The 15,925-nt window shown below is 65.7% G+C and carries 13 protein-coding genes; 11 read left to right on the top strand and 2 right to left on the bottom strand.

Annotation, left to right across the window (positions count from 1 at the left end; genetic code table 11):
* Window positions 1-106: 106 nt before the first annotated feature.
* The 10 genes from MU553_RS15640 to MU553_RS15685 all read left to right on the top strand — a co-directional run bounded on the left by MU553_RS15640 (window position 107) and on the right by MU553_RS15685 (window position 13,195).
* Complete coding sequence (locus MU553_RS15640; protein WP_247379101.1) at window positions 107-574, top strand: hypothetical protein; 468 nt, start codon at window positions 107-109, stop codon at window positions 572-574.
* 43 nt (window positions 575-617) lie between these two features.
* Window positions 618-2,042 carry a dihydrolipoyl dehydrogenase gene (lpdA, locus tag MU553_RS15645; protein WP_247379103.1) on the top strand — a complete coding sequence of 475 codons (1,425 nt, stop codon included), beginning with the start codon at window positions 618-620 and terminating at the stop codon, window positions 2,040-2,042.
* A gap of 204 nt (window positions 2,043-2,246) precedes the next feature.
* Window positions 2,247-2,873, top strand: coding sequence for a hypothetical protein (locus tag MU553_RS15650; protein ID WP_247379105.1), 627 nt, complete (start codon window positions 2,247-2,249; stop codon window positions 2,871-2,873).
* 47 nt (window positions 2,874-2,920) lie between these two features.
* The gene (gene pheA, locus MU553_RS15655) at window positions 2,921-3,727 is read left to right on the top strand and encodes a prephenate dehydratase (protein WP_247379107.1); all 807 of its coding nucleotides are present in this window, start codon (window positions 2,921-2,923) and stop codon (window positions 3,725-3,727) included.
* 91 nt (window positions 3,728-3,818) lie between these two features.
* Window positions 3,819-4,247, top strand: a complete 429-nt coding sequence (locus MU553_RS15660; RefSeq protein WP_247379110.1) for an Hsp20/alpha crystallin family protein — start codon at window positions 3,819-3,821, stop codon at window positions 4,245-4,247.
* 169 nt (window positions 4,248-4,416) lie between these two features.
* A complete protein-coding gene (locus MU553_RS15665; RefSeq protein WP_247379112.1) occupies window positions 4,417-7,617 on the top strand; it encodes a PAS domain S-box protein in 3,201 nt (1,066 codons plus the stop codon).
* Window positions 7,618-7,666: 49 nt separating this feature from the next.
* Window positions 7,667-8,074 (top strand): DUF7344 domain-containing protein, encoded by a 408-nt coding sequence (locus MU553_RS15670; RefSeq protein ID WP_247379114.1) that lies wholly within the window; start codon window positions 7,667-7,669, stop codon window positions 8,072-8,074.
* A 160-nt stretch (window positions 8,075-8,234) separates the two neighbouring features.
* Window positions 8,235-11,156 (top strand): leucine--tRNA ligase, encoded by a 2,922-nt coding sequence (gene leuS / locus MU553_RS15675; protein ID WP_247379116.1) that lies wholly within the window; start codon window positions 8,235-8,237, stop codon window positions 11,154-11,156.
* A 234-nt stretch (window positions 11,157-11,390) separates the two neighbouring features.
* Window positions 11,391-12,860, top strand: a complete 1,470-nt coding sequence (locus MU553_RS15680; protein ID WP_247379118.1) for a methyl-accepting chemotaxis protein — start codon at window positions 11,391-11,393, stop codon at window positions 12,858-12,860.
* Window positions 12,861-12,985: 125 nt separating this feature from the next.
* Window positions 12,986-13,195: a DUF7535 family protein gene (locus tag MU553_RS15685; RefSeq protein ID WP_247379120.1), complete on the top strand. Its 210-nt coding sequence runs from the start codon at window positions 12,986-12,988 to the stop codon at window positions 13,193-13,195.
* On the opposite strand, the gene MU553_RS15690 is transcribed toward MU553_RS15685, so the two are convergent.
* Complete coding sequence (locus tag MU553_RS15690; RefSeq protein WP_247379122.1) at window positions 13,192-14,184, bottom strand: ornithine cyclodeaminase family protein; 993 nt, start codon at window positions 14,182-14,184, stop codon at window positions 13,192-13,194. The two genes, MU553_RS15685 and MU553_RS15690, sit on opposite strands and share 4 nt — an antisense overlap.
* A gap of 309 nt (window positions 14,185-14,493) precedes the next feature.
* Between MU553_RS15690 and MU553_RS23955 the strand changes: the two genes are divergently transcribed.
* Window positions 14,494-14,778: a DUF8011 family protein gene (locus tag MU553_RS23955; RefSeq protein ID WP_465262013.1), complete on the top strand. Its 285-nt coding sequence runs from the start codon at window positions 14,494-14,496 to the stop codon at window positions 14,776-14,778.
* Window positions 14,779-15,074: 296 nt separating this feature from the next.
* On the opposite strand, the gene hisG is transcribed toward MU553_RS23955, so the two are convergent.
* Window positions 15,075-15,923 (bottom strand): ATP phosphoribosyltransferase, encoded by an 849-nt coding sequence (gene hisG, locus MU553_RS15695; RefSeq protein ID WP_247379124.1) that lies wholly within the window; start codon window positions 15,921-15,923, stop codon window positions 15,075-15,077.
* Between the last annotated feature and the right edge of the window lie 2 nt (window positions 15,924-15,925).

The raw sequence follows: 15,925 nt of genomic DNA on the forward strand, positions 1-15,925 counted from the left end.
GAGTGGCCACTGGTCAGAGCCGACTGTGTCCCACGTGAGGCACAAACGCAGCGTGCGTTCGAATGGGACCGGTACTGTTTACACCATTGTCATGAAAGTATCTGGCATGCCCTCCCCACTGGACGCGCGTCGACTCGTCGAGGAGAGCGTTCCCGCCGCAGTCGTGCTGCTGTTCTGGAGTGTCCTGGCTGCGATCGCCCAGAGCGGCGTCGCGCTGGGGCTCAGAATCGCCGGCGTCGTCATGGCGCTGCTGTACGTCGTCGTTCGCGCGCTCACGCTCGCCGATTCGCTCGCCGATGACGGGCAACCGATCGAATCCGAACCCATCCTGCGGGAGAACGCGACCGTCGCGGTGGCGTCCGGCGTGTGGTTCCTGGCTGCACTGCTGTTCAGCGCCCCGCTCCCAATACCGAGATCCATTGACTATCTATTTGGGCTCTTCAGCGCCATCTCGTTCGCACTCGCTGCGACCGGCGTCCTGACAGTCGTCCTCTACGCCGTCGCTGTGGGGATCGTCCGGATGCGTGCCCGGTCGGACGCGGCGAATCCGACGGGGCAGCCGGCGGCAGAGTGACCAACCCGCACACTCAAACCCCCGGCGGTCGATTGGCTCGCGTATGGTCGTCGGCGACATCGCAACTGGAACGGACGTACTCGTCGTCGGCGCGGGGCCGGGCGGGTACGTCGCCGCCATCCGCGCCGCACAGCTCGATCTGGACGTCACGCTCGTCGAAAAGGACGCCTTCGGGGGCACCTGTCTGAATCACGGCTGCATCCCCTCGAAGGCGCTCATCTCCGCGACCGATCTCGCCCAGCGCGTCCGCGAGGGCGAGCACATGGGCATCCACGCGGACCCCGCCATCGACATGGCCGGGATGGTCGCCTGGAAGGACCAGGTCGTCGACCAGCTCACCAGCGGCGTCGAGAAACTCTGCAAGGGCAACGGCGTCACTCTCATGGAGGGACGGGCGGAGTTCGCCGACGAGCACACGGCGCGCATCGCCCACGGCGGCGAGGGCCAGGGCTCTGAATCCGTCGAGTTCGAGCACGCCATCGTCGCCACGGGGAGCCGCCCGATCGAACTCCCCGGCTTCGAGTTCGACGGCGAGCACGTCCTCTCCTCGAAGGAGGCCCTGGCGATGGACCGGGTCCCGTCGAGTCTGGTCGTCGTCGGCGCGGGCTACATCGGGATGGAACTCGCGACGGTGTTCGCCAAGGCCGGGAGCGACGTCACCGTCGTCGAGGCGCTCGACCAGGCCCTGCCGGGCTACGAGGCCGACGTCACGCGCGTCGTCCGCAAGCGCGCCGAGGAACTGGGGATCGACTTCCACTTCGGCCAGGCCGCCGCCGAGTGGACCGAGTCCGACGACGGCATCACGGTCGTCACCGAGACCGAGGAGGGGAGCCGCTCGGAGTTCGACGCCGAGAAGGCGCTCGTCGCCGTCGGTCGCCAGCCCGTCACCGACGCGCTCGGCCTCGACGCCGCGGGCGTCGAGACCGACGGAAACGGCTTCGTCCCGACCGACGACCGCGCGCGGACCGACCAGGAGCACATTTTCGCCATCGGCGACGTGGCCGGCGAGCCGATGCTCGCTCACACCGCCATGGCCGAGGGACACGTCGCCGCCGAGGTCATCGCCGGCGAACCCGCCGCGCTGGACCACCAGGCGATCCCCGCCGCGGTGTTCACCGACCCCGAGATCGGCACCGTCGGCATGACCGAAGCCGAGGCCGAGGACGCCGGGTTCGAGCCGCTCGTCGGGACGTTCCCGTTGCGCGCCAGCGGCCGCGCGCTCACGATGGACGAGACCGACGGGTTCGTCAGAATCGTCGCCGACGCCGACAGCGAGTTCGTCCTCGGGGCCCAGATCGTCGCCCCCGAGGCCTCCGAACTCGTCGCCGAGGTGGGCCTGGCCATCGAGATGGGCGCGACCCTCGAAGACGTGGTCGGGACGATCCACACGCACCCCACGCTCTCGGAAGCCGTCATGGAAGCCGCCGCGAACGCCCGTGGCGAGGCGGTCCACACGCTGAACCGCTAACCCCAGCAGGTCCGTCACCCACGAGCCCCAGCGGACGACCCAGCACTTCTCGCCAGTGTGACGACATCCAGGGAGAGACGTTTTCAGCTAAACGCAACTGGTACGTAAAAATTACAATCAGAACCCGGGATCTGCCCCAGGAATCAAAAGAAATATAGCCTTAATTTGGAAAGGTCGGAATACGCACCGCGAGGGTGTACCAGCATGGCCCAGGACACGACCACGGACGACGACCGGATCACGGACGCAATCCTCTCAGGCTCGGCTTACGAGCGACTTCGGCTCCAGCGGCCGACGTATTTCGCCCAGCCGGTGCCGACGAAGTTGACCTGGCAGAGCGTGCTTCTGGCGGGACTCGCACTGCTCGCCCCGCTGTACGTCCTCTTTCCCGAGACCGTGGCGTCGTATCTGCCGGCGACCAATCCGACGCTGGCCTCGCCGAAGGTCATCGTGCTGGGACTGGTCGGGGCCGGCGTCGAACTGTTCGCGGCGGCGCTCCTGATCGGGGCCGCCCTCTTTCGCATCCGGCACTACCCGCTGTCGGAACCGCAGGCCCGGACCGTCCTCAACGTCGAGGACTTCGCCTCCTATCTCGGCTTCGGCACCGGCGGCATGGCAATCGCCATCACGCTGTGTTACTTCGCCCTCGGCCTGGCGGGCGGCGAGGCGATCGCGAGCTACGTCGCGGCGATGAACGGCATCAACCCGTTCGTCGACTCGGGGCTGGGGCTGTCCGTCGCCGAACTCGCCGGGCTGTCCTTCGTCGGCTGTCTCGGGCTCTTGCTCGTCGGGCAGTACCTGCGACGGCGGCTCGTCGCGCTGTCGGCGTAGCGGCGACACCGCGGCGTTTTTCAGTCACTGGAGAGTTACCGGAACGCATGGAGACACTCACGCTCGGCCCGGCGGGGACCTACTCCCACCGGGCGGCCACGGCCGTGTCCGACGACGTGGCGTTCACCGAATCGGTGACGGCCATCGTCGAAGCAGTCGCCGACGGGGAGTACGACCGCGGCGTCGTTCCCGTCGAGAACAGCATCGAAGGGAGCGTCACGGAGTCGCTCGACGCCTTCGCCGAGTACGACGTGGCCGTCGTCAAGGAACTCATCACGCCGATCCGCCACGCGCTGCTGGCCCAGAACGAGGGGTTCGAGCTGGTCGCCAGCCACGCCCAGGCGCTGGCGCAGTGTCGCGGCTACCTCGAAGCGGAGTATCCCGACGTGGACCTGGAGGCGGTCGCCTCGACCGCTCGCGGCGTCGAGCGCGCGCGAGACGATCCCGCCGTCGCCGCGATCGGCCACCCCGACACGGCGGGCGAGGACCTCCAGATCCTCGCCGAGGACATCCAGGACCAGGCCTCGAACGCGACGCGGTTCGTCGTCGTCGCGCCCGCCGACGAGCGCTCGGACGCCGGCGGGAAGACCTCGCTCATCGTCTACCCGAACGCGGACTATCCGGGGCTCCTGCTCGAAATGCTCGAGCCGTTCGCCGACCGCGACATCAACATGACGCGCGTCGAGTCCCGTCCCAGCGGCGAGCGCCTCGGCGACTACGTCTTCCACATCGACATCGCGGCCGGCCTCTACGAAGCGCGCACGAAAGAGGCGCTCGCCGACGTCGAGTCCATCGCCGAGAACGGGTGGGTCCGCCGCCTCGGGTCGTACGACACGGAGCACGTCCTGAACTGATCGCGCGGAGACCTGTCGAGAACGCCACCTACGGACAGCATTTTAGCGTTCCCGTGGTACACTGTGACGGGACGGTATCCCGTGAGGCTCCATGAACAGACAGAACCCCTTTACCGAGATCGAGCGGATGTTCGACCAACTCAGCAACCAGTTCGGTGAGTTCGAGCCCGGGACGGAGATGGGGGGCTCGATCGCGATCGACGTTGCGGACACCGGCGACGCCTTCGAGGTCACTGCGGACGTGCCGAGCTTCGAGAGCGACGACATCCAGGTGACCCTGCCCGACGCACAGACGGTCCGCATCGACGCCAGCCGAACCTCCGAAACGGAAACCGAAACGGACGAGCAAGACCGTCACTACATCCGTCGCGAGCGCCAGGAGCAATCGCTCAGCCGAACGATCCCGCTGCCCGACGACGTCGCCGAGGCCGACGCCACAGCCGACTTCGACAACGGGATGCTCACGATCCACCTGCCGAAAGTCGAACGCAGCGACAGCACCAACATCCCGTTGAGCTGATCGGCCGGCACGCCCGCGAGACCGTGCTGGCCGTCCCCGACGATCGTCCGGTGAGCGCGGGCCCCCGGAGCGCCGTCGGACGAGAACGAGACACCGGACGTGTTGCCGCGCCATACTATGGCATTCATTGACAGATATTTATTGTCGGAGCCACAAGAGGTGGAATAAGATGACGAGAGAGGTGGAGATGGGGTCGCCAGAGAAGTCAACTCAGGCCAGCGTCGAGACAGGAATCACGGGGAGGCGTCCTGCTGGGAGCGAGCGGGCGCGCTACCAACTCGATTCGAGCGGACGGTTCGTCGACGTCAACGACGCGTTCACCGATCTCGCAGGGAGGGACCGCGAGGCGTTGCTGGGGGAGCACGTCTCGACAGTGATCGACGAGAGCGACGCCGATCGGTACCGGGTCGCGGTCGGCAAGCTGAGACAGAGCGGCCCGCTGACCGACACGGACCTCGCAGTGACGCTCGGTCGACCCGACGCGGACCCGCTGGCGTGTACCGTCCACCTCACGGCGCTGGCCGGCGACGAGAGCGGCTGGAACAGCCTCGGCGTAGTCCACCCGCGCACGGGCGACCCGCAACCTGCGACGAACGACTACGCGGCCGTGCTCGACGACGTGCTGGGGAGCAACGGAGACGTCGGGGTGTTCCTGTTCGACGAGTCGGACGCACTTCGCTGGGCGAACGAGTCTGCCGCCGCCTACTTCGACGTCGCTCGCGAGCGCCTCCTCGGCGCGGACAGGCGCCGACTCGTCGAGGAGGAGTTCCGTGACGCGGTGGCCGAGCCGACGGCGTTCACCGACGCGATGCTGACGGCGGACGAGGACGCCGCGACGTTCGAGTGTCGGGTCGAGCCCGGGACGGGCCGCCGGGAGCGAGTCCTCGAACGCCGGCGCCGACCGATCACGGGCGGGCAGTTCGCCGGCGGCCACGTCGAACTGTTCTACGACGTGACGGAGCGCCGCCGGCACGAGCGCGAGCGCAAGCGATACAGAGCGATCGTCGAGAACGCGCGCGACATCGCGTACACGATCGATTCCAACGGGCGGTTTTCCTACATCAGTCACCGGATCAAGGACGCACTCGACGTCGCCCACGAGGAGTTCGTCGGCACCTCGGTCGAGACGATCACTCGCCGGATGGTCGACGACGACGACGACCAACGGGCGTTCCTCGAACTCGTCGACGACCTGCTGGCGGGCGAGAGACGCGACGGGCGGCTGCAGGTGACGATGACCGACTCCGCTGGCGAGGAGATGATCGTCGACGTTCGGCTCTCGACGGTCGAACTCGACGGAGCCGTGGAACTGCTGGTCGGCACGACGCGAGACGTTACCGACGAGGTGCATCGGCGAACCGAACTCCGACGCGAGCGCGACCTGAACGAACACCTGCTGCGGACGGCGCCCATCGGAATCGTCGTCCACTCCCCGGACGGGGAGATACTGCGCACGAACGACCGCGCCGAGACGATTCTCGGCGTGGGGCAGGCCGAACTGACCGGCCGGGACTGCGACGACCTCTCGAGTACGCTGGTCGACGCCGACGGTGAGCCGATCCCGACGGATCACCTCCCGTCCAGACGGGTCGTCGACACCGGCGAGCCGGTGTTCGACTACGAGTGCGGCGTCGTCCAGCCCAGCGGGGAGACGCGCTGGGCCCTCGGCAACGCCGCACCGGTCCACGGCCCCGACGGCGAGTTAGACCGCGTGGTCGGCGTGTTCAGCGACATCACCGAACACCGCGAGCGCGAGCGCGAACTCGAAACCGAGCGGGCGTTCACGGACGCGGTCCACAACTCGATTCCCGACCTCGTGTACGCGTTCGACGATCACGGTCGGTTCATCCGCTGGAACGACCGCGGCGCCGAGGTCAGCGGCTACGACGACGGGGAACTCGCGGGGAAACACGTGCTCGATTTCATTCCCGAGGAGGACCACGAGATGATCTGGAACGCCATCGAGGACGTCACCGAGGGGTCCGTCGAGCGGCGGGAGACGCGCATGGTGACCAAGGACGGCACGGAGATTCCCTACGAGTTCAGCGCTGCGCCGATCGTCGACGAGGACGGCGACCTGTTCGGGTTCGCCGGCGTCGGGCGCGACATCTCCGAGCAGAAAGAACGCGAGCGGACGCTCAAAGAACAGAACGAGCGGTTAGAGCGGCTCAACCGCATCAACGCGGTCATCCGCGACATCGACCAGGCGCTGGTGAGTGCCTCCAGCAGGGACGAGATCGAGGCGGCCGTCTGCGAACGGCTGGCAGCGGCCGACACGTACCGGTTCGCCTGGATCGGGCGCGAACAGCAGACCGACCGGACGATCACGCCGACGGCGACGGCCGGCCGGGACGACGGCTACTTAGAGGAGATCACCGTCCGGACCGACGAGTCGCCGGCCGGGCAGGGGCCGGCCGGCCGTGCCTACCGGACGCGCGAGATACAGGTCTGCCAGAACGTCCGGGCAGATCCAGTGTTCGAGCAGGTTCGCGACGCAGTCGACAGTTACGACTTCCAGTCGATCGCGTCGATCCCGATCGTCTACGAGGACACGCTGTACGGCGTGCTCTCGGTGTACGCCGACGAGCCGTTCAGTTTCGGCGAGATGGAACAGGCCGTCCTCGCGGAGCTGGGCGAGACGATCGGCCACGCGATCAGCGGGCTCCAGGCCAAGCGGGCGCTGTTGACCGAGCGGACGACGGCGGTCACCGTCGAGTTCCGCGACGACGACACGTTCCTCTTCGCGCTCTCCGAGCGGATCGACTGCACCCTCACGTTCGAGGGCGGCGTGTACCGGTCCGACGACGCGCTCCTGTACTACGTCACCGTCGACGGGGCCACCGCCGAGGAGATCCGGGCCGTCGCCGCCGAGTTCTCGTACGTCGAGAACCTGCGGATCGTCAGCGAGTACGACGACGTCTGCGTCATCGAACTGGAACCGCCGTCGCCCCCGATGCTCGAGATGGTGTCGGACCACGGCGGCACCATCACGGAGGCGTCGGCCAGTGACGGGACTGCGACGATCACCTTCGAGTTCCCGAGCGGGAGTGACGTCCACGAGCTGCTGGCGCGGTTCCGAGAGCGGTTCGACCACGTCACGCTCGTCTCCCAGCGCGAGACGGAACAGTCGGTCCAGACCCACCACCAGTTCCGCGAGGCACTGACCGAGCGACTCACGGACCGACAGCAGGCGGCCCTCGAGATCGCCTACTACGCGGAGTACTTCGACTGGCCGCGCGGAAGCACGGGCGAAGAGCTCGCGGACACCCTGAGCGTCTCTCCACCGACGTTCCACAAACACCTCCGCCTCGCAGAGCGGAAACTGGTCGGCGCGATCCTCGACGACGTCGGCAGGGAGAACCAGGGTTAATTCTTTAGCCAACTAAACTATGGGAGTAGCCGACAAATCTGTACTTGTAATGTCTGAGAATGGGGGGATTCGGAGTTGCAGCGATGCAGTCGGAGGAACGGCACGGTTACAGCGTGACGGCGCGTCGCGGGACGACCTGTTCGAGGCGCTGGCACACGCCCGCCGGCGCCGGAGTCTCGCGTACCTGCGAGCCACCGAGGAGGACGTGGCAGTCGACGAACTGGCGAAACACGTCGCGACCGCCGAGCGGAGCGGCGGCGAAACGGTCACCGCCGCGGACCGGCAGCGCGTCGCAACGTCGCTGTATCACGCCCACCTGCCGAAACTGGTCGACGCCGGCCTCGTCGCCTGGCAGGACCCGGACGAGCGAGATCGGGTGACGACCACCAGGGCCGGCCAGTCACTGCCGACGGAACTGTCCTGGATGCCGTCGAGTTCGGACACGGGCGGCGAGTGAGCGATTCAGGGGCGCCCGCCACGAGCTCCGGCGTGGGGAGATCGGTGCGACCACGGGTCGCTCGCGTGGGGGCGAGCGATCGGTGAGCGCCGCACGACGCAGCACGGCGGGCGTGCCGGGATGGGAGATATTTTAGGCAGTCAGGCCAGAACCGGTACGTATGGATTACGAGCCTCACGAGATAGAGGCAGCGTGGCGCCAGCGGTGGGCCGACGAGGGGCGATACGAGGCCGACCCCTCCGACGAGGATGCGACCTTCATCACCGTGCCGTATCCGTATCCCAGCGGCGGGATGCACATCGGCCACTGCCGGACGTACACCGTTCCCGACGTCTACGCTCGCTACCGGCGACTGCAGGGCGACAACGTTCTCTTTCCGATCGCCTGGCACGTCACCGGCACGCCGATCATCGGCGCCGTCGAGCGCCTGAAGAAAGGCGAAGAAGACCAGCTCTCTGTCCTCCAGGACACCTACAACGTCCCCAAGGACACGCTCGAAGACCTGGAGACGCCGATGGGCTACGCCCGCTACTTCATCGAGAACCACTACAAGAGCGGGATGAAACAGCTCGGGCTCTCGGTCGACTGGCGCCGGGAGTTCACGACCAACGACGAGCGCTACTCGAAGTTCATCACCTGGCAGTACGAGACGCTCAAAGAGCGGGGGCTTCTCGAACGCGGGCTCCACCCCGTCAAGTTCTGTACCGAAGAGGAGAACCCGGTCACCACACACGACCTCCTGGAGGGCGAGGAAGCCGAGTTTCAGGAGTACACCCTCGTCAAGTTCCAGGCCGAACTCGACGGCGAAGCGGTCATCGCGCCCATGGCGACGCTCCGTCCCGAAACCGTTCGGGGCGTCACGAACGCCTACGTCCACCCCGAGGGCGAGTACGTCCGCGCGCAGGTGGACGAGGAAGAATGGGTCGTCTCCGAGGCGGCCGTCGAGAAGCTCCGCCTGCAGGACCGCGAGGTCGAGGTCACCGACACGCTCACGGGCGACGAACTCGTCGGGAAGACGGTCACGAACCCGATCACCGGCGACGAAGTCATCGTTCTGCCGGCAACCTTCGTCGACACCGAGAACGCCACGGGCGTCGTCATGTCCGTGCCGGCCCACTCGCCGGACGACTACATGGCGCTCCAGGAAGCGAAAGCCGACGACGAGCGCATGGAGCAGTACGGCGTCGACCCGGCCGACGTCGAGGCCATCGAGCCGATTCCGATCCTCGACATCGAAGGCTACGGAGACGTTCCGGCGAAGTCCGCGGTCGAGGAGGCCGGCATCGAATCTTCCGACGACCCCGAACTGGAGGACGTGACGGCGGACCTCTACCAGGACGAGTTCCACAGCGGCGTGATGCACGACGACTACGGCGAGTTCGCGGGCATGACCGTCGAGAACGTTCGCGACGAGTTCCGCGCCCACTACCAGGGCTCGGGCGAGTTCGACGAGATGCACGAGTTCACCGAGGAAGTCGTCTGTCGCTGCGGCGGCGACGTCGAGGTCGCCAAACAGGACACGTGGTTCCTCCGTTACAACGACGAAGACTGGAAGGCGAAGGCCCACGAGGCCGTCGCGAACCTTGAGGCCATCCCGGAGAACACGCGCGAGCAGTACGACCACACCATCGACTGGCTCAACGAGTGGCCCTGCATCCGCAACTACGGGCTGGGCACCCGACTGCCGTGGGACGAGGACTTCGTCATCGAGCCTCTCAGCGACTCGACGATCTACATGGCGTACTACACCATCGCCCACCGGCTGCAGGACATTCCCGCCGAGGACCTCACGCCAGCGTTCTTCGACGCGCTGTTCTACGGCGAAGACGCCGTCGAGGACGCCGACGAGCGGGCGCTCGAACTCCGCGAGGAGTGGGACCACTGGTACCCGGTCGACTTCCGCTGTTCGGCCAACGACCTCATCCAGAACCACCTGACCTTCTTCCTGTTCCACCACGCCGAACTGTTCGATCCCGACAACTGGCCGGAGGGGATCACCATCATGGGCATGGGCCTGCTGGAGGGCCAGAAGATGTCCTCCTCGAAGGGCCACGTGGTGCTCCCCGGCGAGGCCATCGAGCGCTTCGGCGCGGACACCGTGCGCTTTTTCCTGCTCAACTCCGCCGAGCCGTGGCAGGACTACGACTGGCGGGCCGACGCGGTCTCCTCGACGCGCGACCAGCTCGAACGGTTCTGGTCGCGCTCACAGGAGGTCATCGACTACGACGTCGAGGAGATGGTCGAGATCACGCTGGAAGTCGAAGGAGAGGAAACGACCGACGTGGCGATCGACGAAGAGGCGCGGCCGGACCTCGAACACATCGACCGCTGGCTGCTCTCGAAGCTCCAGGGCACGATCCGGGACGCCACCGAGGCCATGGAAGGGTTCGAGACCCGCACGGCGAGCCAGACGATCTACTACAACTTCGAGGAACACCTCAAGTGGTACCGCCGCCGTGCCGACCTCTCCCGGCCCGGTGCGAAGTGGACGCTCCGGGAAGTCCTGCAGACGCGGCTACGGCTGCTCTCCCCGTTCGTGCCGTTCATGGCAAACGAACTCCACGAGCAGCTGACCGGCGAACCCGCCGAGGAGGCCGCGTGGCCCGAGGTCGATCCCGAGTTCGAGAGCGAGCGCACCGAACGCGAAGAACAGCTCATCGAGCGGCTGACCGACGACGTCCACGACATCATCGACGTGACGGGGACTGACCCCGAGACCATCCGGGTGTACACCGCCGCCGACTGGAAGCACGACGTGTTCGACACCGTCCGCGAGACCGGCACCAACGTCGGCCAGGTCATGGGCGAGGTCATGCAGGACGAAGAACTTCGCGAGAAAGGCGACGCCGTCAACGACCTCGTGCAGGATCTGGTCGAGGTCGTCCGCGAGCGGAGCGAGGCGGAACTCCAGGCGCTCGCGGACATCGACGAACAGGCAGTCTACGCCGAGGCCGAGGCGTTCCTCGAACGCGAGTTCGACGCCGACGTCGAACTGTACGCCGAGGACGCCGCCGATGTCGAAGACCCGGAGGGCAAGGCCGACAACGCCGTTCCCTTCCGGCCCGCGATCCACCTGGCGTAACGGACCGCCTGCGTGTGAGCCGTCACCACGATTTCCCCCTCGAAACGAAACAACTCGTTTGTTGTGTGCACTTCTCCCAATTTTCCACGCCGTATGAACTGGTATAAACAATACGATGGTTTATATGGATACGTCTCAACACAACGACTATTGGGAGCTAATGGCGTGCCGTTGGTAGGCAGGTAGCGTACCGAGCGGTGAGTCGGACGCGGACGGCACAGGAGCGGATCACACATGACTGCACACACAGACGGACACACGGCAGGGACAGACGACACAGAGGCAGCGTTTTCGCTCTCGTTTCGACCGATACTCAACCACCTCGACGTGGCGGTGTTCATTCTCGACACGAATCACGACATCGTCATCTGGAACACGGCGATTGAGGAGTTGACAGGGCACTCGGAAGCGGAAGCGAAATCGATGGAGATGGCGAGTCAAGCCTTCTATCACGACGGGCGACGCGGGAAGACGCTCGCCGACAAAGTGCTCGACGCGCCGGAGAGCGCCGACGAGGAGTACGACGTCCCCCAGATCGACGACGTGGACTACACGCTGTACGGGGACACGAGTACGATGCTTAGCGGCGCGGGGATCGAGCGCCACATCAGGTTCACCGCGGCGCCGCTGTACGAAGACGGTGACCTCGTGGGCGTGGTCGAGATGGTCGAAGATCGGACCGAAGAGGTCGAAGAGCACGCCCAGCTCGAAGGGCTCGTCACGGAGCTCACCGGGACGATGGAACAGATGGCTGCCGGGGACCTGAGCGCGCGCGCGTCGATCGACGAGGACTCGTACCTCGACGACGAGATCCTGCAGGTCGTCGGCGCAGTCAACGACATGGCCGAACAACTCGAGAACACCGTCGCGAACATCGGGAGCCAGAGTGAGGAACTCAAGACGTCGGCCGAGAACGTCGCGAACAGCGCACAGGAGATCAGCGACCTGGCGGCCGAACAGTCACAGGACGTCCAGACGGTCTCCGAGGAGATCGGTAGTCTGAGCGCGACCGTCGAGGAGATCGCCTCCACGTCAGAGGAAGTCGCCTCGACGAGTTCCCGCGCCTCGGAGCTGGCAGACGAGGGCCGCGAAGCCGGCAGAGAGGCCATCGAGGTGATGGACGACGTCAACGAGTCCGCGGACGCGGTCACGGCCGAAGTCGACGGTCTGCAGAACCGGATCGACGAGATCGACGCGATCGTCGAAGTGATCAACGACATCGCCGAGCAGACGAACATCCTGGCGCTGAACGCCTCCATCGAGGCCGCCCGCGCCGGGGAAGCCGGCGAAGGGTTCGCCGTCGTCGCCGACGAGGTCAAACAACTCGCGACCGAGTCACAGGACAACGCCAGCGAGATCGAGTCGATGGTCCAGGAGATCCAGGCCGATACGGACGAGACGGTCGACAGTCTCCAGGAGATGACCGAACAGGTGGCGACCGGCATCGAGCAGGTCGAGGAGACGATGGACCGCTTGGACGAGATCGTCGACACGATCACCGAGGCCGCGCGGGGGATCGAGCAGGTCGCCGACGCGACCGACGACCAGGCCGCGACGACCGAAGAGATCGCCAGCATGGCGGATCAGGCAGTGGTCAAAGCCGAGAACGTCTCCGAGGAGATCGACGAGATCGCCGCGGCGAACGAGCAACAGACGACCAACATCGCCGAGATCAATCAGGCACTCAACGACCTCCGGCAGTGATCCCGCTGCGACCCGTCGGGTTCACGGTCGGCACGCACGGTCGCTAAGTATCCCGCAACAGTGAGGGAACCACTCCTAGGCGAGTGGAACAGGCGCTTATTCGTCCGTCCGTGGACTATCCAGGTATGAGCAGCGAGGAGCCCAGCGACTCCCCCCGCGAGCGACTGCGGACAGTGACGCCCTCCTATCTCGGCCGCCCCGACCTCGAAATGGACGTCGTCGGCTGGGGAATGTTCCTGTTGCTGCTCATCGTCGTGTTGCCACTGTTACCATTCTTCGCGCTGTTCTGGCTGGTCTCGAAGGTAATCGAGTTCCTGAGCCGCCAGACCGGTTAGAGGTCCGTCCCGACGAGTTCCATCGCGGTCCCGACGTCGTTGTCCTGTGCGTACTCGTAGACGACGTGCGCGCTGGCGACGTCCTGGATCGCCAATCCGGTGCTGTCGAAGACGGTGACGCCGTCGGCGTCGGTCCGCCCCGCGATGTCGCCGACGACCACGTCGCCGAGCGCGCCGTGGATGTCGTCGTCGGTCAGCACGCCCGCGGCGTAGGGGACGTTGATCTCGCCCGAGTGCGTACACTGGGCGTGGTCGTCGATGACGAGTTTCGCGTCCAGCAGAATCTCGTCTGCGAGTTCGTGTTTGTCCTCGGCGTCGGCCCCCATCGCGTTGACGTGGGTGTGCTCGCCGACGGCGTCGCGGGGAACGATCGGGTCTTCGACCGGGGTGGTCGTCGAAACCACGTCGCAGCCGACGGCGTCGGCGATCGACCCCTCGCGAACGTCGAAGTCGTCGCCGTACTCCGCGACGAACCGGTCGACGGCGTCCGCGTCCTGGTCGGCCACGACGACGGTCTCGATGTCCCGGACCGTGGCGATGGCCTCCAGTTGCGAATGGGCCTGCACGCCGGCGCCGACGAGGCCCAGCGAGGTCGCGTCCGCGACGGCGAGGTGCTTCGTCGCGACGGCGGCGGCCGCGCCCGTCCGCTTCATCGTCAGCGTCGTCCCGTCGAGGATCGCCAGGGGCACTGCCGTCTCGGGGTCGGAGTAGATCATCGTCCCCATCACGGTCGGCAGGCCGTGCTCCTCGGGGTTGTTCGGGTGCGAGTTGACCCACTTGATTCCGGCACCGTCCCAGTCGTCGCTCTGGATGTAGGCCGGCATCGACCGGAAATCCCCGTCGTACTGGGGCAGGTCGATGTAGGATTTGGCGGGCATCTGCGCGTCGCCGCTGGCGTAGGCGGCGAAGGCGTCTTCGACGGCGGATACGACGGCCGGCAACTGCGTGGCCTCTTCGACAGCAGCCGGGTTCAACAACAGCGTCTCCATGGCGGCAAATGTCGCGCGCCGGCCTTACCACTTTTTACTCCCTCGGGTGTCCTCGGGCGCTCAAAGAGCGCCCTGCGGGCACCACTCGGTCGCAAAACCTGGACTAAAACTGCTCCAGACTCGCTACGCTCGTCTGGAGTGAACCGTGCTCGCTGCGCTCGCACGGATGCTTGCTCATTGTATTTGCATATTTCGCACGACACCGGTGTCAGAGAAAGTCGGCAGAATCGGTCAGTTCAGGGGAGAGATACCGTCGCCTGCTTTTCAGTCATCCAAACTGGTTATTTAGTTAGATCGTCACTTGCAACTATGGAGATATACCGACGGGTACTGTTCCGTGAGCCAGATGGACGAAGGAAGGGGTTCGTCTTCTTGTTTGTATCGTTCATCTCCCTTCTCGGGTGGGTGTATATTGGTAGACTACTCGCTGGTCCTCCTAACTTGCTCTTTCAGGGTATTGCGTTTGCTTTCATTGGGTTCGCCGAGTCTCTGCCTCCGGAACGTCAACGTTCAGCAGGAGTACTGCGCTTACTAGCCCTCAGTATTGCCGCCATCTTACTCATTCTCCTCGTTTCGGAATTGATACTGGACTAGACGAGAGGGATCTATTTTGACCGTTATCCGACGTACCCCGGTGATTTGCCGAGACGTCCGGTCGGTACCGAAGCACTCACACTGACCAGCTGATTCAACGGGAGGTATCAGAAAGAAACGAAGCCGCTGCGCTGACTGTACGCTCTGTACTGACCACCAGCATCCGCGGCGCGAAGCGCCGCGGTTCCCCGCGAGCGCGCCCTCGGCGCGACTCGCGGCTTTTTTAGCGTAGATTTTTTCGAGGAGAGGTTCGAGCGCGGCTTCGCCGCGACTCGAACCCGACGAGAAAAAAGGTACTATTTGACCATGCGCTCGATCTCGGTGACGAGGATACCGGTCGCACCCTCAGCCTTGAGATCGTTGATGGTCTCGAAGACGTGGCGCTCGTCGACGACGGCGTGGACCGCGACCATCTCCTCGCCGGCGATGTCCATGATCGTCGGGCCGCCGAGGCCGGGAATCACGTCCTCCACAGCTTCGAGATTGTCCTCGGGGACGTTCATCATCAGGTAGCGTTTGCCCTCGGCGGACTTCACCGAGCGCAGCGCCATCGTCACCTGCTGGACCTTCTCGTCGTCGGTAACGTCCTCACGAGCGAACAGGCGGACGGAACTCTCCAAGACGTCGTCGATCACCGCGAGGCGGTTCATCCGCAGGGTCGTCCCGGTGCTGGTGATGTCGACGATGGCGTCGGCGATGTCGACGTGGGGCGTCAGTTCCGTCGCGCCCGAGACCTCGGCGATCTCTACGTCGATCCCCTGCTCGTCGAAGTAGTTGCGGGTGATGTTCGGGAACTCGGTGGCGACGGTGCCGCCAGCGAGGTCCGCGACGGACTCGATGGCGCTCTCTTCGGGCGCGGCGAGGACGAGTTTGCAGGCGCCGAACTCCAGGTCGAGCATGTCGACGAGGTCGCCGGCGTCGGCTTCGCGGACCTGGTCGAGGCCGGTGATGCCGACGTCGGCGGCGCCGTCGCTGACGTACTCGGGGATGTCGGCGGCCCGGGCGTAGAGGATCGTCACGTCGGGATCGACGGTGTCGGCGTACAGTTTCCGGTCGGCCCCGTCGACGACGTGGAGGCCGGCCCGATCGAGCAGGTCGACGGCCGGGTCGTGCAGACGCCCTTTGTTGGGCACGGCAATGCGCATAT

It is taken from the genome of Halorientalis brevis (genome assembly GCF_023077655.1).